This is a genomic window from Reichenbachiella sp., assembly GCF_965233835.1.
Classification (GTDB): Bacteria; Bacteroidota; Bacteroidia; order Cytophagales; family Cyclobacteriaceae; genus Reichenbachiella.
On the sequence record NZ_OZ247585.1, the window covers coordinates 249533 to 270777 of the forward strand.

At 39.9% G+C, this 21245-nt stretch carries 21 protein-coding genes; 7 read left to right on the forward strand and 14 right to left on the reverse strand.

The window, feature by feature from the left end; translation table 11 throughout:
* The first annotated feature begins 2 nt into the window (after positions 1 to 2).
* The 5 genes from ACO6S2_RS01065 (at position 3) to ACO6S2_RS01085 (ending at position 5364) form a co-directional block, all read left to right on the forward strand.
* On the forward strand, positions 3 to 689 hold the full coding sequence (locus tag ACO6S2_RS01065) for a DUF6089 family protein (protein WP_422360662.1): 687 nt from the start codon (positions 3 to 5) through the stop codon (positions 687 to 689).
* Positions 690 to 771: 82 nt separating this feature from the next.
* Entirely contained in the window at positions 772 to 1512 is a 741-nt protein-coding gene (locus ACO6S2_RS01070) for an isoprenyl transferase (protein ID WP_422360663.1), read from the forward strand.
* A 30-nt stretch (positions 1513 to 1542) separates the two neighbouring features.
* Complete coding sequence (locus tag ACO6S2_RS01075; protein WP_422360664.1) at positions 1543 to 4197, forward strand: BamA/OMP85 family outer membrane protein; 2655 nt, start codon at positions 1543 to 1545, stop codon at positions 4195 to 4197.
* Positions 4198 to 4256: 59 nt separating this feature from the next.
* The gene (locus ACO6S2_RS01080) at positions 4257 to 4808 is read left to right on the forward strand and encodes an OmpH family outer membrane protein (protein ID WP_422360665.1); all 552 of its coding nucleotides are present in this window, start codon (positions 4257 to 4259) and stop codon (positions 4806 to 4808) included.
* 13 nt (positions 4809 to 4821) lie between these two features.
* Complete coding sequence (locus ACO6S2_RS01085; RefSeq protein ID WP_422360666.1) at positions 4822 to 5364, forward strand: OmpH family outer membrane protein; 543 nt, start codon at positions 4822 to 4824, stop codon at positions 5362 to 5364.
* A 30-nt stretch (positions 5365 to 5394) separates the two neighbouring features.
* Here the strand turns inward: ACO6S2_RS01085 and ACO6S2_RS01090 are convergent, their stop codons facing one another.
* The 8 genes from ACO6S2_RS01090 to ACO6S2_RS01125 all read right to left on the reverse strand — a co-directional run bounded on the left by ACO6S2_RS01090 (position 5395) and on the right by ACO6S2_RS01125 (position 12306).
* A complete protein-coding gene (locus ACO6S2_RS01090) occupies positions 5395 to 5778 on the reverse strand; it encodes a DUF7079 family protein (RefSeq protein WP_422360667.1) in 384 nt (127 codons plus the stop codon).
* Positions 5775 to 6950 carry a chromate efflux transporter gene (gene chrA / locus ACO6S2_RS01095; protein ID WP_422360668.1) on the reverse strand — a complete coding sequence of 392 codons (1176 nt, stop codon included), beginning with the start codon at positions 6948 to 6950 and terminating at the stop codon, positions 5775 to 5777. The genes ACO6S2_RS01090 and chrA overlap by 4 nt, the downstream gene beginning before the upstream one ends.
* Positions 6950 to 7921 (reverse strand): isopenicillin N synthase family dioxygenase, encoded by a 972-nt coding sequence (locus ACO6S2_RS01100; RefSeq protein WP_422360669.1) that lies wholly within the window; start codon positions 7919 to 7921, stop codon positions 6950 to 6952. Before ACO6S2_RS01100 ends, chrA begins: the two co-directional genes overlap by 1 nt.
* Positions 7922 to 7951: 30 nt before the next feature.
* The gene (locus tag ACO6S2_RS01105) at positions 7952 to 8410 is read right to left on the reverse strand and encodes a DUF4399 domain-containing protein (protein WP_422360670.1); all 459 of its coding nucleotides are present in this window, start codon (positions 8408 to 8410) and stop codon (positions 7952 to 7954) included.
* Positions 8411 to 8473: 63 nt separating this feature from the next.
* A complete protein-coding gene (gene recO / locus ACO6S2_RS01110) occupies positions 8474 to 9166 on the reverse strand; it encodes a DNA repair protein RecO (RefSeq protein WP_422360671.1) in 693 nt (230 codons plus the stop codon).
* Complete coding sequence (locus tag ACO6S2_RS01115) at positions 9166 to 11406, reverse strand: hypothetical protein (RefSeq protein WP_422360672.1); 2241 nt, start codon at positions 11404 to 11406, stop codon at positions 9166 to 9168. Before ACO6S2_RS01115 ends, recO begins: the two co-directional genes overlap by 1 nt.
* Positions 11375 to 11977: a thymidine kinase gene (locus ACO6S2_RS01120; RefSeq protein WP_422360673.1), complete on the reverse strand. Its 603-nt coding sequence runs from the start codon at positions 11975 to 11977 to the stop codon at positions 11375 to 11377. The genes ACO6S2_RS01115 and ACO6S2_RS01120 overlap by 32 nt, the downstream gene beginning before the upstream one ends.
* Before the next feature lie 5 nt (positions 11978 to 11982).
* The gene (locus tag ACO6S2_RS01125) at positions 11983 to 12306 is read right to left on the reverse strand and encodes a 2Fe-2S iron-sulfur cluster-binding protein (RefSeq protein WP_422360674.1); all 324 of its coding nucleotides are present in this window, start codon (positions 12304 to 12306) and stop codon (positions 11983 to 11985) included.
* Positions 12307 to 12337: 31 nt separating this feature from the next.
* On the opposite strand from ACO6S2_RS01125, the gene ACO6S2_RS01130 reads away from it, so the two are divergent.
* Together ACO6S2_RS01130 and ACO6S2_RS01135 are read left to right on the forward strand one after the other, a co-directional pair.
* On the forward strand, positions 12338 to 13426 hold the full coding sequence (locus ACO6S2_RS01130; protein ID WP_422360675.1) for a hypothetical protein: 1089 nt from the start codon (positions 12338 to 12340) through the stop codon (positions 13424 to 13426).
* Between the two features lie 57 nt (positions 13427 to 13483).
* Entirely contained in the window at positions 13484 to 14086 is a 603-nt protein-coding gene (locus ACO6S2_RS01135; protein WP_422360676.1) for a hypothetical protein, read from the forward strand.
* On the opposite strand, the gene rodA is transcribed toward ACO6S2_RS01135, so the two are convergent.
* The 6 genes from rodA to purH all read right to left on the reverse strand — a co-directional run bounded on the left by rodA (position 14087) and on the right by purH (position 21230).
* Positions 14087 to 15352 carry a rod shape-determining protein RodA gene (rodA, locus tag ACO6S2_RS01140; RefSeq protein ID WP_422360677.1) on the reverse strand — a complete coding sequence of 422 codons (1266 nt, stop codon included), beginning with the start codon at positions 15350 to 15352 and terminating at the stop codon, positions 14087 to 14089.
* A complete protein-coding gene (locus ACO6S2_RS01145) occupies positions 15349 to 17238 on the reverse strand; it encodes a peptidoglycan D,D-transpeptidase FtsI family protein (RefSeq protein WP_422360678.1) in 1890 nt (629 codons plus the stop codon). Before ACO6S2_RS01145 ends, rodA begins: the two co-directional genes overlap by 4 nt.
* Position 17239: 1 nt before the next feature.
* Positions 17240 to 17755 carry a Rod shape-determining protein MreD gene (locus ACO6S2_RS01150; RefSeq protein WP_422360679.1) on the reverse strand — a complete coding sequence of 172 codons (516 nt, stop codon included), beginning with the start codon at positions 17753 to 17755 and terminating at the stop codon, positions 17240 to 17242.
* Entirely contained in the window at positions 17748 to 18563 is an 816-nt protein-coding gene (gene mreC / locus ACO6S2_RS01155) for a rod shape-determining protein MreC (protein WP_422360680.1), read from the reverse strand. Before mreC ends, ACO6S2_RS01150 begins: the two co-directional genes overlap by 8 nt.
* 5 nt (positions 18564 to 18568) lie before the next feature.
* Entirely contained in the window at positions 18569 to 19597 is a 1029-nt protein-coding gene (locus ACO6S2_RS01160) for a rod shape-determining protein (protein ID WP_422360681.1), read from the reverse strand.
* Between the two features lie 106 nt (positions 19598 to 19703).
* Positions 19704 to 21230 carry a bifunctional phosphoribosylaminoimidazolecarboxamide formyltransferase/IMP cyclohydrolase gene (purH, locus tag ACO6S2_RS01165; protein WP_422360682.1) on the reverse strand — a complete coding sequence of 509 codons (1527 nt, stop codon included), beginning with the start codon at positions 21228 to 21230 and terminating at the stop codon, positions 19704 to 19706.
* Positions 21231 to 21245: the final 15 nt, after the last annotated feature.

Consider the following 21245-nt stretch of genomic DNA (forward strand, 5'->3'; position numbering starts at 1 on the left):
CATTGCCGATTTTATCGGCTTTTCTTTTGCTGCAAACTTTATGCTTTGCCCAAAGAACTGAATTCGGAGTAGCTCTTGGAGGTGTTAGTTATGCCGGAGACCTTTATCGCGGTTATGAAATCGTAAATCAAAATATTGGAATACAGGGTATTTATCGAATAAATTTCGAAAAGGATGTCACCTTTAAGGCGGGTCTGCTATACGGTAAGGTTTCGGGTGATGATAGTCATCCCTTCGATGCACTTGGACAAATTAGAAATGCATCCTTCAACCGTTCCTTCGTTGAGGCATCGGCCAATTTTGAGTTTCATTTTTTAGATTACAAAAACAAAAATTCTACGATCAAATGGACTCCCTATTTTTTTGCTGGCTTTGGACTAACCAAGTTCTTAAATTTAGATGAAGAAGACAATTTCAGTAGTATACAACCAGTATTGCCATTTGGGGGAGGGATCAAACATCTAATAGGAAAACAATTCAGTCTTGCCGTGGAGTTCGGTGCGAGAAAGACCTTTTTTGATCAATTAGATGGTATTTCAGAAGGAGATGTATTTGATAAAACTAACACTCAGTTTGGCAACCCAAATGATAAGGATTGGTATCATTTTTTTAATGTATCAATCTCATACCTGATTTTTAAAATTCCATGCCTATACAAGGATGTACCGAACAAATCCCTGTATAAATAATAAAATCTACCTTAAGTTCATTTTAACTAAAAAAAAGCACAAATTTGCGGTTTGGTTTTGACCAATGGTCAACAAAGAGGGCATGAAAGAGAAGATTGATCCAGCAAAAATTCCAGCACATATAGCCGTTATAATGGACGGTAATGGACGGTGGGCTAAGAAGCGGGGAGCAGCTAGACTGTTCGGCCATAGAAATGCTATTAAAGCCGTAAGAGATGTGACCGAGGGATGTGCAGAGTTAGGAGTTGAACACCTCACACTTTATGCTTTTTCGACTGAAAATTGGAACAGACCCAAAATAGAGGTGGAAGGACTTATGTCACTTCTTATTTCGACCATAAAAAAAGAAATTCCTACGCTGGTAAAAAACAACATCCGCTTACAACCAATTGGTGATATTGAGCATTTACCAGTAGACGCTCAGAAAAACCTGGCTCTAGGCATGAAAGAAACCGAATCCAATACCGGAATGGTTTTATCACTAGCACTAAACTATGGAGGCAAGTGGGAAATTAGTCATGTGGTCAAAAAGCTAATTGATAAGATAAAGGAAAATCCAAATGAAGTTGATACAATAAGTGTTGACTTCATTAATCAATATATAGATGAGCATACTGCTCCGGAAGTTGAGTTAATGATCCGAACGAGCGGTGAACATCGAATTAGTAATTTTTTATTGTGGCAGGCTGCGTATGCCGAGCTGCATTTTACAGAAACGCTTTGGCCAGACTTTAGAAAGGAACATTTATATGATGCCATATTAGACTTTCAAAATAGAGAAAGACGCCTGGGAATGACAAGTGAACAACTGGTTAAAAAATAAATCAAAGCAACAGATAGGTCAGATTTAAAGATGAAATTCAAAATATTTTTACTTTTTCTTTGCATTTCAACAGCAGCTGTTGGTCAGATCAGGTATGGCAATCAAGGTAGAACCAACTCCAATAACGTAAATATTAGCTATTCTAACCCGCAAGAATTTACCATTGCGGATATTGAAGTGGTAGGCGCTGAGTATCTTGATAAAATCGCTTTGATTTCAATTTCTGGTCTCAAAGTAGGAGATAAAATCAAAATTCCAGGTGATGGGATTACTGCTGCTATCAAAAAGCTTTGGAAACAAGGGTTGATCGGTGATATTCAAATTTATGCATCTAAAGTCGTAGGAGAAGATGTTTATTTGACCATTTCACTGGCAGAGAGACCACGGTTAAGTCGGTTTGAATTCAAAGGATTGACCAAAAGTCAAGAGTCAGATATTAGAGAAAAGGTCAATCTTATTAGAGGTCGGGTAATGACTGATGCCATTCGAAAGAACGCTGAGCTCGCAATAAAAAAATACTTCTATGAGAAAGGATATCTTAATACTGAAGTAGACATTCGTTACAAAACTGATAGTACATTACACAATAGTGTACTTCTGGATGTTCATGTCAACAAGAATAGAAAAGTAAAAATCCGAGACGTCAACTTTGTAGGTAACGAGCACTTCACAGATGCAAAGCTTAAAAGTAAAATGAAAAATTCTGGTGAGCGGGCCAGATTCAAATTAATCAGTGCACTTTTGGCTTCTAGCCTAGACCTATTCAAACCCAAAGAGGAAAGATTTGAATTCGTTGATGATAGTGTAGAACATAATGTATCTAACACTTTGCTTGAGATCATTCATGAAAATGTAAAATTGAATGTGTTTAAGTCTTCCAAATTTGTAAAAGAAAAATATGAAGAGGACAAAGCAGCTCTCATTGCATTTTATAATTCCAAAGGACATCGAGATGCCGAAATTGTTGAAGACACTATTGTATTCGCAGACCGAAAATCAGTAGACATCAATATTAGAGTAAATCCAGGTCAGCAATATTATTTCAGGGATGTCAATTGGGTCGGCAATTTCATCCATGATGACAGAACATTGGATCAAATTTTAGCAATTGAAAAAGGAGATATCTACAACCTAGAGCTTGTAGATAAAAAACTAAACTTTAATCCGAACGGCCCTGACATTAGTTCCTTATATATGGATAATGGTTATCTATTTTTTAGCGTTACACCGGTAGAAACTAAAATAGATGGTGACTCTGTTGATATTGAAATGAGAGTATATGAAGGTGCTCAAGCTACCATTCGAAAGGTTTTCGTCACTGGGAACGACCGAACCAACGACCATGTAATCATGAGGGAATTGCGCACCATGCCTGGTCAAAAATTTAGCCGTGCAGAACTAATCAGAACACAAAGAGAGTTATCGCAATTAGGTTATTTCGATCCAGAGCAAGTAAACCCAAAACCTATTCCTAATCCGGTAGATGAAACAGTTGATATAGAGTGGGAGCTAGTAGAAAGACCTAGTGATCAAGTAGAACTTTCCGGTGGATGGGGCGGTACTTTTGGCTTTGTTGGAACACTGGGGCTTACCTTCAACAACTTCTCTTTACGAAACATTCCACACTTCGATAAGTGGAGACCTTTACCTGTGGGAGATGGACAAAAACTGTCTTTGAGACTTCAGGCTAATGGAAAGAGATACCAGAGTTATTCTGTAAGCTTCTCCGAACCATGGCTAGGTGGCAAAAAACCGCACTCTTTTGGTGTTAGTTTCAACTACTCCGTACAAAGAAGTATTGATTTCTTCACTGACAAGACTATTGGCTCATTACAAGTATTTGGAACGACCGTTAGCTTAGGCAGAAGAGTGAAATGGCCTGATGATTACTTCACGCTTAGCAACTCTCTCTCTTATCTAAGATATAACCTATTTAACTATGGCAATTCTCTTGGCTTTAGTACTGGTGCGGCAAACAACTTTACGTTCAATACGACACTAGCTAGAAATAGTGTCGATAACCCAATGTACCCAAGGTCTGGATCTTCCATCTCTTTGAGTTTGGCACTAACTCCTCCTTGGTCATTATGGAATGATATTGACTACGAAACTGCCGAAAACAGTGAGAAATACAAGTTTGTAGAATACCACAAATGGATGTTTGATGCTAAGTATTATATGCAGTTAGCAGGAGACTTAGTACTGGCGGCAAGAGCTCATATGGGATTCATGGGGTACTACCAAGAGAAAGTAGGCGTCGGCCCATTTGAAAGATTTCAGTTAGGTGGTGATGGCTTGACTGGTACGAACTTCCTACTAGGAAATGATGTGATCGGACTGAGAGGTTATGACAATAACTCCATTACTCCTTATGATCCCGTCACCAACATAACTGGAGGAAATATTTACAATAAATTCGTGATGGAATTGAGATACCCTGTATCCCTAAACCCATCGGCAACCATCTATTTACTAGCTTTCTCTGAGGCAGGCAATAACTGGAATGGTTTTGAAAACTTCAATCCGAACAAACTGTATAAGTCATCTGGTTTTGGTGTAAGAATTTTCATGCCGGCGTTTGGATTGTTGGGTATAGACTGGGGTTATGGATACGATGCTTTACCTGGTCAAAGTTCAAATCCTGGTGGACAAATACACTTCTCAATTGGCCAGCAATTGAGGTAATTTCAAAGAATGCTTGAGTTTATTAGATAAAATAATGTGCAAAGTCTAATTTTAGTGGTATGAAAATTGCAACCCGACTTACATCACTGATTTTAGTGCTTTTAGTTTTCATTTTAAATGATACATTTGCACAGAAATTTGGCTATGTGGATACAGATTACATCCTAAGTCAAATGCCCGAATACAGCGAAGCGAAAGGTGAAATTGAAAAAATTTCTAAAGCGTGGGAACAAGAGATTCGGGAGATGTATAAAGACATCGAAGAAATGGAGACCTCTCTGCAAGCAGAAGAAGTACTCTTGACAAAAGAAATGAAAGACGATCGGTTAAAAGAAATCGATCTTAAATGGGACGAAGTCAAAGCCTATCAAAAAAAGGTGTTTGGATTTGAAGGCCTATTTTTCCTGAAGAAAAAAGAATTGATCAAACCTGTACAGGATCAAGTATTTGATGCTGTTGAGAAGGTAGCCAAAAATCATCGCTTGCAAATTGTGTTTGACAAGAGTGGAGATTTGGTGATGATTTATACAGATCCTGTTCATGACTATACGGACTACGTGCTGGAGGAACTTGGACTTGGTGATAAAAATGATGTAATAAGTAACAACTAATTAGAACTGAATTATGAAAGTTAAATCGATAATTTTTGCAGTTGTATTGTCTGCATTTAGCCTGACTGCAAGTGCGCAGGGTGTAGTGATGAAAATAGGCTATACTAATGTAGAGTACATTCTCAGCCAAATGCCTGAAGCAAAACAAGTAGATTCTGAATTCAAAGCTTATGAAGCCCAACTTCAAAATCAATTGCAATCAAAAGGTACAGAGCTTCAAACTAAATTGCAGGAATATCAGCAAGGAGCTGCTACAATGACTGACTTAGTAAGAGCTGACAAAGAAGCTGAATTACAATCTTTAAATCAGAGATTTGAAGCTTTCCAAAGAGAAGCCCAGACTTCATTGCAAAAGAAACAAGGTGAGTTGTATGCTCCTCTTTTTGAAAAAATTGGAAATGCTGTTAAGGCTGTTAGAACTGAAAATGGTTTTGACATGATTTTTAGTACTGGCGTACCTGGCGTAGATATCCTTTTGGATGCAGACGAGAAATATGACGTTTCTGATTTGGTATTCAAGAAAATGGGAATCACTCCTCCGGCGAAGTTGAACTAACAGCTAATTCAAAGGAATTGAAAGTCTCAGTTACTTTGTAGCTGAGACTTTTTTTATGGCTTGAGTCAGGTGTTTCCAGTTTTCCCTTCTGATCCCTTTTATCAACAGCTGAAGAAAGTGACATTTTAGCATGAAGACCCAGCTGCCTTTCGACTTCATATTTTTCTGACAGCGCTCGTTCAACCAGCTCGTTTCAAAAGCCGTCCAAACACCTGCTGTGCTCAGCAAATTAAGCCCCACAGCGGGCGCCACTTCGTAATAGTCAATTGATTGTGCCTCTTTTAGCCCACAACTTGCCTGATTTAATTTGGTTGCTATATAGTCATAGCCACGCTCTGTAAGCTCAGTGTCTAGGTACATTTCTGAGAGCACTTTCCATATCACTGGCCGATCCATCAGACTTGAAGCCGTCACAACACAACACCTAATATCAGTCCGGCCAAAATTAAAAACGGAGTTGGGATTTTTTTGGTGAACATAATCGCAAAAGTACCTATCATGATGACATAATTTAGATAATCGTCCATCAGTGGTTGAGAAAGCAGCACAACAGCCGCGAGTATCATCCCAGAACTTGCTGCATTCACTCCATCGAGTGAAGCTTTAACAATTCTAAACTTCTTCAGTTCCTCCCAAAAGCGAATCACAAAGAAGATCAAAAAGGTGCCAGGTAAAAAAATTCCGAGAGCAGCCATAAAGCCACCCATCACTTGCCCAAACATGCCATATTCCTTCATAGAAATTGACCCTACATAAGAGGCAAATGAAAACACCGGACCTGGAACAGCCTGCACTAACGCAAAGCCAGAAAGGAATTCTTCAGAAGTTAGGTATTCCTTAAATTCTACAAATTCTGTATACATAAATGGCACCAACACCTGGCCCCCACCGAAAATCAAACTACCAATACGATAAAAATTTTCAAAAATTCGTATACCCAGCCAATCCACCGATGCTCCTATCAAAGCCGCCCCAACTAGAACACCTGCCCATAAAATAAAGTTGGACCACTGGATTTGAATGCCTTCCTTCTCTTCTTTTTCGTGGCGCTTATAGTTGAAAGCAGTAATGCTTCCTCCTACCAAAAGGATAACTGGAAATATATAAGGTGTGCGTACTAGAAAACTCGCCACGGCCGCGACCAACATAAGCACTACAGCAAGTTTTGTCGTCACTACTTTCTTGATGATAACATAGGCTGAATAGGCAACTATCCCAACCGCCATTGGTTTGATAAAGCGAGCAAACTCCATTGAAATATTATACTGCTCTAATGTGGATATGAAAATGCCTGCCAATGTCATAATTAGAAAAGCCGGCGTTATCCAAATGAGCAACGTTAAGTAGGCCAGATTGGGGCCTCCTACTTTAAAACCTATAGCCGTCAAAGTTTGTGTGGAGGTAGGTCCAGGCAAAAACTGGCAAAGTGCAGTAAGCTCGATCAGATCCTTTTCATCAAGATAACCTCTTTTATTTACCAGCAAATCCAGCATCATGGCAAAATGAGCTTGCGGCCCGCCAAAAGCAGAAATGGTCAGTAAAAAAACATCCTTAAGAAAAATGTAGTATCGAACCTTCTTGATCATTACTTCTTCAAGCCAATTTCAGCCAGTCTTTGTTGCAAAAATTCACCAGCTGTAATGTCTTCAAATTGTTTTGGATGGCTCTCGTCAATACAGTTTTCTAAACAAGTCAAATCCATGTCTGACCTTGGGTGCATGAAAAATGGAATTGAAAACCTAGAGGTTTTCATCAGCTCTTTCGGAGGATTGACGACCCTATGAATTGTCGACTTTAATTTATCATTAGTATGACGAGCAAGCATATCCCCCACGTTAACTACGATTTGTTCAGGCAATGCCGTAATCGGAATCCATTCTCCATCTCTACGAAGCACCTGCAAACCATCAGCACTAGCTCCCATCAATAGTGTAATCAAATTGATATCGCCATGCTCAGCTGCTCTGACTGCATCATCTGGTACTTCCTCTGGGTTTTCGATAGGGAAGTAATGAATGGGCCTCAAGATACTGTTACCATTGTGCACACGACTTTCAAAATAATTTTCTTCTAAGTCTAAATAAAGTGCAATAGCCTTCAACATTTGTCTGCCCGCTTTTTCTAACGTCTGGTAAGCTTTTAAGGCAATTTTGTCAAAATTTTCAATCTCTTTAGGCCAAATATTATCAGGGTATTCTTTTTTGATCGGATCTCCATCAGTCACTTCCTGGCCTACATGATAAAATTCTTTTAAATCTCCTGTTGCTCGACCTTTGGCATGCTCTTTACCTTTTCCAATGTATCCTCTTTGACCAAACAGCTCCGGCACTTCATATTGCTGCTTCACATCATCTGGCAATGCAAAGAAATCTTGTACAGCTTGGTAAAGCTGTGTGCAAAGCTCATCTGATAAACCATGATTTTTGACGGCCACGAATCCAATACTATGATAGGCAGCACCTAGATCGGCAACAAACTTTTGCTTTCTTGCCTCATCACCAGAATTGAAATCAGCCAAATCCAGAGATGGAATTTCGTTATAAAGCTTTTCGCTCATGAGGAGTTTTGTTTGGGTTAGACAACGGGATTATTCAACAGTTACGGTAATTGAGGCAGCCATCTTTTCACCATAAGAAGCATGCACACCATTAGCAAACTGCAAGGATATAGTATACTCTCCTGGTTCTAATTCTAATGTAGTGTCTGTTTGTCCTTTACCATAGTGAATCGTTGAGTCTGACATAGGGATCACTTCGCCTTCTGGCCAGCTCGCTTGGTTTATTAAGATATGGTGGTGACCAAATCCTTCCTTGACGGCTCCAGCCGGCTCAACCTGCATACCCGACACTCCCATCTCTATATACACTGGACTTGGCACTGTGGCACCCTCTGCTGGATGTTTGAAAAACACATAGGCCGAGTCAGCCATAGGCTTCTCTGCAATCACAGTTTTGTCTTCCATAGGTGCGGATTGTTCAACGGATTTATTAGGAGATGAGCAACTATAGATTAATACAGTCAAGAAGGCTACAGATAGATATTTCATAATTGTTTTTCTAGAAAATGTTTAAGATAAATTTATAGATTCTTTTTGGGAACGAATGAGTGCCTAACGAAATATTTGAGTCAGTACATCCAAAGATTTTAGTTCCTTGAACCCTTCAACGTGCAACTTGTAGTATTCGATCATATAATTTAGCATATCTTTTCTTAGAGAATTTCTAATTCCAAATTTATCAGAAAGACTGCCTTTGTTAAGCAGTAACACGGCCTCATATATTTCGTCATAGCTCGTTGATAACTCGTGGAGCAAGCCATCATTTTCCAATTCTTTTTTATTGTGAATACCGAAGCCAATGTAATGCGTGAGTTGAACCATCAGATAAAGATGTAAACTTCCATACCCTTCATTTCTTTCATCCAGAACCAGAATGAATTGATACAGGAATTCAAACACTTGGCCCTGATCGTCTTCTTCTTTTAGAACTTTCGTAAGCAATTCAGTAACGAATAAAGCTATGGCCGACTTTTTTACATCGAAGGGAATAGACGTGAAATTATGCGCTGGTTTGTACTCTGATATTCGCTGTAAACCGTCTGATTTTTGGTTTTTAAAATAAACCACCATGTCAAGAACTGTGAGTGGCTGCAACAAGGCCAACCCTTTTTTGGACTTTTTACTTCTAACGCTATTGATAATATAGGATTGGATACCAAAACTTTCAGTGTAAATCCTGGCAATAATTGAGGTCTCTCTATATTTGATATAATTTAATACTATGCCTCGTGTCTTATGAAGCATCAGTCTATCACGGCTATTTTACCAACGAACGTCTCACTGCCATCTTCACTCGCACTGAAAAGTAAATATACACCTGTAGCCACTCTACGGCCCGAGTAATCTCGTACATCCCATGAAGCCCCGCCTCCGGATGCATTGACCTCTCTGACCAACTGACCTGAAACAGTGGTGATTTTTATATTGACATCATTGGCTAGACCAGACAAACCAACCCAACCCTCAAAATTTGGCAAAACAGGATTTGGATAAATTTTAACTTGTTGGTGGGCATCTTGCCCTTCAGTAGCGTTGGTTCGATATGAAACAATACCTTGATCAGTGGCCACAAAAAGCTCACCTGTTTCAGGATGAATACTCAGGTCAATTACAGTATTAGAAGGTAGCGGGCTGTTTCCTGAAGTAAAATGCTCAACTAAACTTGATATTCCCTCCTCAAATAGCCACAACCCATCCTGTGTTCCAATCCATATTCTATTGCCTCCTTCGATGGCCAATGAAAGTACCTCCTTGTCTTCAAATAAGATCTGGTCCTCAAACACAGGAAGCGTAACATCGATCGTTTGATCTTCGATAATCCCAAATGAAAAGGGAAAATAAGCCAACCCTTTGTCTGTGGCTAACCAAATCTCATCGTCTTTGCCAAAAGCTATATCATTTACCTGGTTGGAAGGCAGACTTGTAGCTGTTGATGTAATATAACGGCTTACCTGAGCATCAATGTCATAAGCCAAGACTCCTTGACCATTTTGCAACCCTAAACTCATCCATACTTGATTATTTTCATTGATTGCGATAGACGTTGGTTGAGCCGAAGACGATGTGCCAAAATCAAATGGTTGCCAGTCATCCATACCATCCCATTGATACAATGAATAAGCATCAAAGTTGGCTACCCAAATTTTATCTGATTGATCGACAGCCAATCCAGAAACCAGTGTATTTCCTGTGCCTAACTCCGTTTCCGGAAGTGGGCTATTAGTGTAATCGTTTACTTTGTCGACATTTTTAATTCCCTTTCCAAAAGAAGAAATCAGCTCGCTTTCATTTAACACTAAAACATCAGAAATGTTTGTAAAACCGGCGTTATCGCCAGGAGTCCTAGTCGTCCAATTACCTGATTCAAATACAGAATATCCCATTCCATTGGTAGCTGGTACCGTATAGTCAATAGCTTGCGCTGGCAATGCATAAATATTCCCAGCTTGCTCCTTAAGCCTCACAATGCCGTTCAATGATCCGGCCAATACGATATGTTCGGCACTTCCATTTTCCAATTTGGACAATCCTTTTGAATCATCTGCATACCATAATATAGCCGTGGTTTCCTGAATGATATCATTAACCACAGCTCCCGCAGGAGTGACCAGGGTCGAAATGACTTCAGAGTTAGTCATTGTCATGACTCGCTGATTGGTTATAATCAAAAGGTTTTCCAAGCCCTCTTTCATATTTGTTATCTCTTCTCCAGTGTTCAGGGTTACTGGTACATCTGACCAAGTGCTACCTGATAGCTTGTATATCGCGGAATTTGAGGTGGCATAAACAACTTGATTAGTAGCAGCCACAGATACTATGTCCAATTGATACACCGCACTACCAGCATACCTCATCCAGTTGTTGAAATCTTGTAAATTATCACCATTAGTTAATGAACCCGCAAGAACACCATCCTCGGTAGCCAAATACATGACATCGTCAATCACCACTGAATTTTTCACCTTTATGACCTCTCCATTTTCTCCTAAATTCTGGTAAGCTTCTTTCACTTGATTCTCCGTAGTGAGGACTAACAAACCAAAGTCGGTCGATAAGTTCATATTTCCGGCATAAAAGGAAACATGGTTGATTGTCTTGTTTCCAGTCACGTTGCTATTGAGCAGGACTGGTAAGTTTTGAATCCCCTCAGGGGTAATTACGTCTACGTTTCCGCTTTGATAACCGATGGTCAAATACTCAGAATCGGAATTATACGACAACGCACTAATTCCAACATCACTCAGACCATCGACTTTGGACAGTTTGCTAATACTGCCATCCTCCAAATCATAATACATGAGACCGTGTGAGGCTGCAGCAAATATTTTGGAAGTAGTCTTTTCTACCAGTATTGTTTGTTCATAATTGAAATGAGAGCGCCACGCTCCCATAGGAATCAGTTCTTGTGCTTTCACCGAAAAAGCCTCTAACAAGAGAATCAGCAGAAATAGATTAAGCCTCCCCCTCATTGTCTGGATTTTCATAAAAACAATTTCTGCATCTGGCCTCATAAGCATCCTGTTCTCCAAGCAGTACCTTCTGGTCTGATTTAGTAAGTCTATAGGAATAAGAAGCCACGCCTCCACATTTCATACAAATGGCATGCACCTTAGTGACGAACTCGGCAATTCCCATCAAACCTGGCATCGGTCCAAAGGGCTCTCCCTTAAAGTCCATGTCAAGACCGGCCAAGATGACGCGCTTTCCTTTATTGGCTAGTGTCCTTGCCACCTTGATCAATTCCATATCAAAAAACTGAGCCTCATCAATGCCTACCACATCACTATCACCAACAAGCAGCAAAATATCATCAGCAAACTGAACCGGGGTAGATCGGATAGAAGAATCGTTGTGAGAAACCACGCTCGTCTCATGATATCTGGTATCTACAGCTGGCTTATAAATCTCAATTTTTTGTTTAGCAATCTTTGCACGATTGAGTCGGCGAATCAGTTCTTCTGTTTTTCCTGAAAACATAGATCCGCAAATCACCTCAATCCAACCAGCTCCTCTGGAGTCCGCCTTAAAACTATCAATTCTTGGTTCGACAAACATGCGCTTTAATCAGAGTACTGAATATGATTGAATTTGTTTTCTGGAGCCACCTTGACCACAACATCACCGTTAATCTGACATTGGCAAGACAATCTTTCGTTAGAGGCTAACCGATTCATTCTTCTATATTTCAGCTCTGCTTGACTTTCTTCTGAGAAATTCTGGAGGCCTTCGAGCACCTGAACTTTGCAGGTAGTACATCTACCCTTTCCTCCACAAGCATGCATCCAGTCGATATAATTTTCATGTATTATATCTAAAAGATTTTTATTTTCGTTGTTGATGAAAATCTCCTTGTTGTGAAGGTTTTGTATAACGATTTTCGGCATATTCTTTAACTTAGCAAAAGAAGCAAATATTATGCACGGTAGCAAATTAAATCAAGAAGCCACAAACACTTACAGTCAGTCCTACGCAGCCAAAATAGCCGAAGAATTTTTTAGCCAAAACGACTCCATTTCAGGCCAGCAAATTATTGCAGTCACACCTGTAAAGCAGGTTAACTTTTTCGTGCTCAAAGTCCTGTTTGACGAATGGCAGAGTGAAATTAAGAAATTCAAAAGCCCATATTTTGACTACAAAAGCGAGGATGTCAACCAATCATTGAAGGCTTTCATTAACACGCTATCAAAAAACATCCGAATAGAAAAAGAACATTTTCAACCACTGTTGGAAAAAGCCGTAGTTTCTACGCTCGTGTTACTCTATGAACCTGCCAAATATTATAGCCAAGAACTTTCAAAAAGTAACAGTGCTGATAAAAGCAGAGAACTTAAAGCCAATAGTAAGTACATCAAGTTGCATAAGCCTTTATTCGATTTTATTTTTCAGAATCTGAGTGAAGGAAATGATCTCAATTCCGCCATTCATACTGCTATGGCATCGTACAAAGATGGGAATCAGGAAATTGAGCAAACAGCAAGTTTGCTAGAAAAAACCTTGCCTCTAAATGTAGTTGAGGAACAAGAAACAGTCGAAGAACTACCAATGCCAGAGCCCTTAGAAGAGCTCGAAGAAATAGAGATATCGGCGCCTGAAGAATCGGCTTCACAGGAAGAAATCAACAATGAATTTGAACCTATAGAAGAAGAGGAAGTTGAGTCCGTATCAGACAATATAAACCAACAATATAAAGGCGACATCAAAACCCTTAATCAACAGTATGAGGAAAAAGAAAAGTCTAAAACTGTAGCGGCAGCACTTGAAACTAAATCGCTTTCAAACCTCAAAAACAATATCAACATCAACCAGCGCTACATGTTTGTGAATGACCTTTTTGAAGGAAATGACAAAGACTATGAGGTTGCCATGGATGAGGTCGAAGAGTGCGATTCTTTTGACTCATCAGTTGAATTACTCGTACAAAACTATGCCAAGAAATATGCTTGGGATATGAATGCTGATGAGGTGAAAGAATTGCTCAAAGTTATCTTCAAAAGGTTTCGTTGATTCTGTTCAGAAAGGGGTTTGTACTGTTTAGTTGTTCTTGAATGAAACATTACAACTATGTCAAACCTGAAGTACCTATTTCTAGTCCTGGTGATTGGATGCTCATCTACTCAACAAAATCAGCTCTACTCCATTAGTTCAAAAGCAAGATGCAAAGGACCAAACCGCGAGTATCACACCACACTACATGCTACAAAAGATGGCTACTTTCGTTTTCATCAAAGCTATTTCGACGGAAATCCAGATTATGACGCTGTAGCTTACAGTGACTCCCTAGGATTTACCTTAGCTGCAGATAGCCAAAGTACTCTCATAGAGGCAGCTGAAATATCTGTGGGTAAGGGTCATTCTTTCCACATGATAGCCTATCAACCACAAGTGGTATTCAACCACTCAGATGAAAAGTACTTTGACGCGATTGATAATGAGGTCAAAGTGAAATTTGAGCCAGAATCCAATAGAGTTGAAAGTTTTCAAATCACTAATCCTTTTAATAGCATAGAAAAAATTGACATCTATTATTCGAAATGGGAAGACGTTCAGGGTTTTATGTTTCCTATGCACGTACAAATCATACAAGGCGGAAAGGATGAATACTTTTTTGAATTTTACGAAGTGAAAGTCAATGATCCTTCGTTTTCAAAAATTCCGATTCCCTAATTACCTCATCAGTATCTGCATGCGGTGAGAGTCGAGCTTTATTAAAATAAAGAGTAAGGTGGTAAACGACCAAAGAGATGATCCTCCATAGCTGAACAAGGGAAGTGGAATACCAATCACTGGAAAGAAGCCAATAGTCATAGCGATATTCACAGTAAAGTGAAAAAAGAAAACGCTCAGTACACCATAACCATAAATTCTAGCAAACTTCGACTTTTGCCTTTCGGCAATCGCTGAAATTCGAAAGAGCAGTGCAACAAACAAACCGATCAAAATTATGCTTCCTAGCCAGCCTTGCTCCTCGCCAATCGTACAAAAAATAAAATCCGTACTTTGGGCGGGTACAAAATCAAACTTGGTTTGGGTGCCTTGAAGAAAGCCTTTCCCAAAAAAACCTCCTGATCCGATGGCAATTTTTGATTGGGTCACATTCCAGCCGGCACCAAGTGGATCGGCATTAGGGTTCACCAAAGAAATCACTCGACTACGTTGATGGGGTTTCAGTACGTTAGTCATAAGAAAATCTACACTGACCACAGTAGCAAAAACCATTGCACCAAGTACCACAGTAGCAATAATGCGCTTAGGCTGCTTAAATGATACACCTATCATAATTACACAAATCACTATTGTGGCAATAAAGAGAATTGTCTTGCTCACCAAAAGAGTGAGTATAAACAATGCAATGAAAGCAAAACCGAGTATGAAGTAGATTGGCGATATGCCTTCTCTAAATAGTACAATCAAAAAAGACCCAAAAACCATTGCAGAACCAGCATCTCCCTGAAGCAAAATCAATAGCATAGGTGCTACGAACAAAGCCAGTGCGATGAGCTGTGTTTTTAAATCTTCAAACTTAACATGCACATTACCAAGATATTTGGCCAAAGCAAGTGCTGTGGCGAATTTGGCAAATTCCGATGGCTGCAAACGAAAACTTCCTATCTGAAACCAGGATTTAGATCCTGCAACTACTGTACCTGTCGTCAATACAGCGATGAGCAATACAATTACAACCCCGTAAATAACATACGCCGAGTAGTCATAAAATTTAAAATCCAGACTCATTACTCCTATGATAATAATCAGTGAAGTACCTATCCAGATTAACTGTTTTCCTGGATTGTATGCTAGGGAAATAAGATCTGCGGCATTCTCCTCATCGTATACTGCTGCATAAATACTTGCCCAACCTAAAAGAACCATAGCAAAATATAAGCTAATGGTTGTCCAATCTACCCGATCTAATATACTCTCTGCTCTCATTCTATCTCTTCTTCGGTTTCGAGTACTTGATTATTTTCTGTACCTACAGAGTCTACTAAAACTGGAGCTGCAGGAGCCTTTCTTTTCCGATCCCTAAAATCTCCCACCAATACATAATCCTCGAGCCACTGCCTGGTGTGCTCTCCTTTCAGGTAGGTCTCAATCATAAGACTTGCAGTAGATGCAGCCGCTCTTCCTCCCCAACCAGCATTTTCTACATACACTGAGATGGCAATCTTAGGGTCGTCCTTCGGGGCAAATGCCATGAACACTGAATGGTCTTCTCCGTGAGGGTTCTCGACCGTTCCTGTTTTACCACAAACAGTGATATCAGGCACAATCGCTCTTGGCGCTGTCCCACTCAGTGCATCAGCCATGCCTTGAATAATAACAGGAAAGTGTTCAGCACTAATCCCCGTTTCAATTCTCTCCTTATATTCTGGAGGTAAGTAGCCTGATTCTCCTATGGACTTGACTATATGCGGTTTGTAGTAAAACCCCCTGTTAGCCATAATAGCCGCTAAATTCGCCATCTGAATAGGGTTCATAAGAATTTCTCCCTGACCAATACTTAATGAAGTAAGGTTTGATACTTTCCATCTTCCCGTACCATAGACTCTATTATAGTAATCTGGTCCAGGCATAAATCCAGACTTCTCATTTGGAAGGTCCACACCCAATGGTCTTCCTAAACCAAACCTGCCTACTTGTTCTTTCCAATTCGCCAACCCAAGAGGAGCTTGCTCAAACTGGCTCATTTCAGGATACTGATTGATAACCAAACGAAAAACTCTTGCGAAGTAATTGTTGGATGATAACATTATACCTCGGCGCATGTCATAAATACCTTGTGGTGCGTGATCACCAATCAGAGAATGGTCACAATAGATCTTATCGTAAGCCCCAATAACTCCTTCTTCCAATGCAATTAGACCTTGTACAATTTTGAAAATTGAGCCTGGTGGATACATGGCCATGAGCGGTCTATTAAAAAGTGGCTTAAGACTATCGGTACTCAAATCCCTAAAATTCTCACTAAAGTTGCGACCAGCCAGTTCTGCTGGATTGTAGCTGGGTGCTGAAACAAAGGTTAAAATTTCTCCGGTTGATGGCTCTATGGCTACTACGCTTCCTATTTTTCCTTTCATCAACTTCTCTGCATAAGACTGCAATTCAATGTCGATGCTTAGCGTCAGGTTTTCTCCTGGAACAGAGAGTGTATCCAGCTCACCATCTTTGAAGGAACCCATCTCTACGCGACGCACATTTACCATTTTATACTTTACCCCCCGCTTTCCTCTCAGATACTTTTCATAGGAGGACTCTAGCCCAGTGATACCCATATAGTCACCACTTTTATAATAGTTGGTAGTATCACGATTCAATTGGCGCTTGCTTACCTCTCCTATGTACCCAAATACATTGGCCAAGCCGTCATATTCGTATCCTCGTATGGTCCGAGCCTTTGGATATAAGCCGTCATAGTTAACCAGCTGATCTTGCACTTGAGCAAATACTTGATTGGGAACCTGCTTTACAATGGTGGTCGGCTGAATAGAAGAATACCGCTTGGCTTTTTGTAAGTTTGAGAGCAAGTCTTCGTAGTCAATCCCGAGCATGCTACTCAGCATAACCGTATCTTTGATTTGCAACTCCCTAGGCACTGCGTCCAAGTCAAATATTGGCTCATTGTGAACAAGCAATTGGCCATTTCTGTCAAAGATCAATCCACGATAGGGGTATTCGGTTACCGTATGAATGATGTTGCTCTCAGCCTTTGCTTTGTAATCATCATCCAAAACCTGAATCGAAAATAGCTTGACCAGGAAGCTCGTCGCCACCAACACGATCGCAATCCTTACAATGTATTTTCTATTCTCATTCATCCTATTTCATTTTTTTATAGAACAAATACTGAATGATCAAAATAATGATCGTTGTAAAAACAGAGCTATAAAAAACCTTTGTCAGTGTCTGCCAAAACAAACCAAATCCTGATGCTTCTATAAAAAATAATAGCAAAACATGAACAAATACCAAGGGATAAGTGTAGGTTAAAAACCATCCCAACCCTTGTGTTCGAACATTTATTTTTGGCCCTGAATCATATCCTCCACTTGGAGTCATTACTTTAGACCAGTAAATTCTTATATAAACCAGGAATACACTTGCTGCTGCATGAATACCTAATGTATTATAAAAAGTATCAATAATTATTCCCACGACAAACCCAACCAATAGTTGCACAATTGGGTTGGTATCCATAGGTAGCATCATGAATATCAAGACATAGGCAAAACAAAAAGCACTATCAAACAGCACAAGATTCTTGAACAAGATGACCTGCGCAAGAATGAGCAATATCGCTCTAAACAAACCGCCAAAAACACTAAACCTATTCATTTTCGAGATTTACGTTTAACGAATCAATTTCTTCTTGTCCAGTCAAATAGAGCAGGTACACATGTGTAAGTGAATAAAAATTGGTGGCCAACTTAATCTTCACATCATAAAAAGTGGCATCATCTTCCAAATGCACTTCAGTCACTACGCCAATCAATTCATCCTCAGGAAAAATGGAATTGTATCCAGAGGTACTTATTAAATCTCCCGGAGCTATAGAAATATGTCTAGGTAAGTATTCTAAATTGGCATAAAGAGGATCTTCTCCCTTCCAAACCACAGAGCACAATGTACCTGTAGGCATGTGATTGGCTGATACCATGGATTTGCCGTGCAGAACGGAAGTGATAGTAGCATAATTTTCTGTCGTGTTCAATACCTGACCTACTATACCATCGGGGCCTACAACACCCATTCCAGGCTCTACTCCATGAACAGACCCTTTGTTGATTGTCAAATAATTATTCCGGAAGAAAAGGGAATTATCAATAACCTTGGCCTTGACACCCAAATGACTGGAATCCAACAACAGCTCAGCCATGAAAACGGAATCTGTAATATCCAACAAACGCTGACGGAGACGCGCATTTTCTTCGGCTAGTCTTTTGTTTTGGTCTGCCAGGTTAAAATAATCCCCTATTTGATCAGAAGTGGAGGCCATCGAAGCGACCAAACGATTGGATGAAGTGAAATATTTGGCTCCTTGGTAATTGTTGGATTTGACAATAATCCAAAAACAGATTCCTTCCAGCACTAGCAACAGGATGAAAGTTCTATACTTATATAGAAACTGGAGGAGCCTTTCCATTTAGCTTACTGCATTAAAACGGCACGATAACGCTCCAATTCCTTGAGAGCTTTTCCTGTACCTCGTACTACTGCCTTCAACGGATCTTCAGCAATATGAATAGGCAATTTGGTTTTCATCCCTAATCTCTTGTCAAGACCTCTAAGTAGCGCACCTCCACCAGTAAGGTAAATACCATTGTCATAAATATCTGCTGATAATTCAGGCGGGGCAATTTCTAGTGCTTTTAGCACGGCCTCTTCGATTTTGGAAACAGACTTGTCTATGGCAAAAGCTACTTCAGAATAAGACAACTTGATTACTTTTGGAATACCAGTCATCAAATCTCTACCTCTTATATCAAAATCTTCCGGCCCTTCATCTAGTTCTGTCAGTGCTGAACCTACTTGTATTTTTACTTTCTCAGCGGTTCGCTCTCCGATTAGCAAATTATGCTGTCTTCTCATATAGTCCAGAATGTCCTTATTGAAGGCATCTCCTGCTACACGTATTGACTGATCACAAACAATACCAGATAGCGCAATCACAGCAATCTCGGTGGTACCTCCTCCGATGTCTACAATCATACTCCCATCGGGTCTTTCAATATCGATTCCTATACCAACCGCGGCTGCTATCGGCTCATGAATCATAAAAACTTCTTTAGCTCCCGCATGCTCTGCTGAATCTCGAACGGCTCTTTTCTCCACCTCAGTAATCCCAGAAGGAATACAAATGATCATGCGATGAGAAGCAGGGAAGAGTCGCTTTTTGTCTTTGTCGATCATCTTAATCATACCACGAATCATTGATTCAGCAGCCTGAAAATCAGCAATCACACCATCTTTGAGTGGACGGATGGTTTTGATGCTTTCGTGCGTTTTTTCATGCATTTGCATGGCTTCCGCCCCGATTGCCAGCACCTTGTTTTTAGATTTATCGATTGCAATAATTGAAGGTTCATCTACCACAACCTCTCCCTTGCTTATGATCAAGGTATTGGCAGTTCCCAAATCGATCGCAATATCACTCGAGAAAAAATCAAATATTCCCATAACTCCGTTGACTCAAATATTTTTGGTGATCAAAAGATCACAAATTACGCACAAATAATTACGTAATCAATACTAACTATCGATTGATAATTAATTTAATGATTACTTAGTGTTTGAAATGACGAGTACCAGTCATGACCATAGCCATATCCACCTCGTCGCAATAATCTATTGACAGCTGATCCTTAATCGAACCTCCTGGTTGAATAACCGCTGCAATTCCTGCCTTATTAGCAATTTCCACACAATCAGGAAATGGGAAAAATGCATCCGAAGCCATTACAGCACCATTCAGGTCCATACCAAAGCTGCCTGCTTTTTCTATTGCCTGGTTCAGTGCATCTACTCTGCTAGTTTGACCCGTTCCACTAGATAGCATCATGTCATTGTTTGTGAATACAATAGTATTCGATTTGGTATGCTTACAAATTTTTGAGGCAAACAGCATCGCATCAACTTGCTCAGCTGTAGGTTCTTTCTTTGTGACAGTTTTCAGGTCTTCCTTCACGTCAGTTTTCAAATCTGCGTCCTGAACAATTACTCCATTCAGCAAAGATTTGAACTGTACCGGGTTTGGTGCCATTTCTTTGATTTTTAAAATGACTCTGTTCTTCTTTGATTTGAGCAACTTCAGTGCTTCTTCGTCATAATCAGGGGCGATCAAAACCTCACAAAAAAGTTTGTTGATTTCTTCAGCTGCTGCTAAATCTACTTTACTATTGGTGATGAGAACTCCTCCAAATGCCGAAACATTATCAGAAGACAATGCTCTCAAGTATGCTTCCTCTACATCTTTACCAAGTGCGACCCCACAAGCATTGTTGTGCTTGATGATCGCAAATGCTGTCTCACCTTCAAATTCACGGATCAAAGAAACTGCTGCATCTACGTCTACAAGGTTGTTGTAAGAAAGTTCCTTACCATTCAGCTGTTCGAATAGCTCAGAAAGGTCACCGTAGAAACTACCGCTTTGATGAGGATTCTCACCATACCTTAAAGTCTTCGCTTCTCTCACACTTTGTTTGAACGACGGCTCACCTTGCTCTTTATTAAAGTAGTTGAAAATGGCCGAATCGTAATGAGAAGAGATATCGAAAGCCTTACAGGCAAATGTTTTTCTTTGCTCAAGGGAGGTCTCGCAGTTTTGCGAATCCAGCATTCCCAAAACCTCCTCATATTGTTCCATCGATGACACGATCAATACATCGTTGAAATTTTTGGCCGCTCCTCTAATTAAAGAAATACCGCCAATGTCTATTTTTTCTATAATGTCAGCTTCACTAGCTCCGGAAGCAACAGTAGCTTCGAATGGATACAAATCCACAATCACCAAGTCAATATCCGGAATATTATGTGCCGTTTTTTCTTCCTGATCGCTGGTATTGTCTCTTCTATTTAGAATACCACCAAAAATTGCAGGATGTAGAGTTTTCACTCGTCCTGAGAAAATAGAAGGATAAGATGTCAGGTCCTCCACCGGAGTAACTGCAATATCTAAGTCTTCAATAAATTTTTGTGTCCCACCAGTAGAATAGATGGTTACATCATTGGCTGCAAGTACTTTGACGATATTGTCTAGGTTGTCTTTGTGAAAGACAGAAATAAGTGCTGATTTGATTTTTTTTGATCCCATTTTCCCCTTTTAAAA

Excerpts from the sequence above, each read along its gene's own strand:
- purH (WP_422360682.1), bottom strand. The coding sequence starts at position 21,230 with ATGGGATCAAAAAAAATCAAATCAGCACTTATTTCTGTCTTTCACAAA.
- ACO6S2_RS01085 (WP_422360666.1), top strand. The coding sequence starts at position 4,822 with ATGAAAGTTAAATCGATAATTTTTGCAGTTGTATTGTCTGCATTTAGC.
- ACO6S2_RS01105 (WP_422360670.1), bottom strand. The coding sequence starts at position 8,410 with ATGAAATATCTATCTGTAGCCTTCTTGACTGTATTAATCTATAGTTGC.
- mreC (WP_422360680.1), bottom strand. The coding sequence starts at position 18,563 with ATGGAAAGGCTCCTCCAGTTTCTATATAAGTATAGAACTTTCATCCTG.
- ACO6S2_RS01130 (WP_422360675.1), top strand. The coding sequence starts at position 12,338 with ATGCACGGTAGCAAATTAAATCAAGAAGCCACAAACACTTACAGTCAG.
- ACO6S2_RS01070 (WP_422360663.1), top strand. The coding sequence starts at position 772 with ATGAAAGAGAAGATTGATCCAGCAAAAATTCCAGCACATATAGCCGTT.
- rodA (WP_422360677.1), bottom strand. The coding sequence starts at position 15,352 with ATGAGAGCAGAGAGTATATTAGATCGGGTAGATTGGACAACCATTAGC.
- ACO6S2_RS01135 (WP_422360676.1), top strand. The coding sequence starts at position 13,484 with ATGTCAAACCTGAAGTACCTATTTCTAGTCCTGGTGATTGGATGCTCA.
- ACO6S2_RS01075 (WP_422360664.1), top strand. The coding sequence starts at position 1,543 with ATGAAATTCAAAATATTTTTACTTTTTCTTTGCATTTCAACAGCAGCT.
- ACO6S2_RS01150 (WP_422360679.1), bottom strand. The coding sequence starts at position 17,755 with ATGAATAGGTTTAGTGTTTTTGGCGGTTTGTTTAGAGCGATATTGCTC.
- ACO6S2_RS01145 (WP_422360678.1), bottom strand. The coding sequence starts at position 17,238 with ATGAATGAGAATAGAAAATACATTGTAAGGATTGCGATCGTGTTGGTG.
- ACO6S2_RS01160 (WP_422360681.1), bottom strand. The coding sequence starts at position 19,597 with ATGGGAATATTTGATTTTTTCTCGAGTGATATTGCGATCGATTTGGGA.
- ACO6S2_RS01100 (WP_422360669.1), bottom strand. The coding sequence starts at position 7,921 with ATGAGCGAAAAGCTTTATAACGAAATTCCATCTCTGGATTTGGCTGAT.
- recO (WP_422360671.1), bottom strand. The coding sequence starts at position 9,166 with ATGCTTCATAAGACACGAGGCATAGTATTAAATTATATCAAATATAGA.
- ACO6S2_RS01125 (WP_422360674.1), bottom strand. The coding sequence starts at position 12,306 with ATGCCGAAAATCGTTATACAAAACCTTCACAACAAGGAGATTTTCATC.
- ACO6S2_RS01080 (WP_422360665.1), top strand. The coding sequence starts at position 4,257 with ATGAAAATTGCAACCCGACTTACATCACTGATTTTAGTGCTTTTAGTT.
- chrA (WP_422360668.1), bottom strand. The coding sequence starts at position 6,950 with ATGATCAAGAAGGTTCGATACTACATTTTTCTTAAGGATGTTTTTTTA.
- ACO6S2_RS01120 (WP_422360673.1), bottom strand. The coding sequence starts at position 11,977 with ATGTTTGTCGAACCAAGAATTGATAGTTTTAAGGCGGACTCCAGAGGA.
- ACO6S2_RS01115 (WP_422360672.1), bottom strand. The coding sequence starts at position 11,406 with ATGAAAATCCAGACAATGAGGGGGAGGCTTAATCTATTTCTGCTGATT.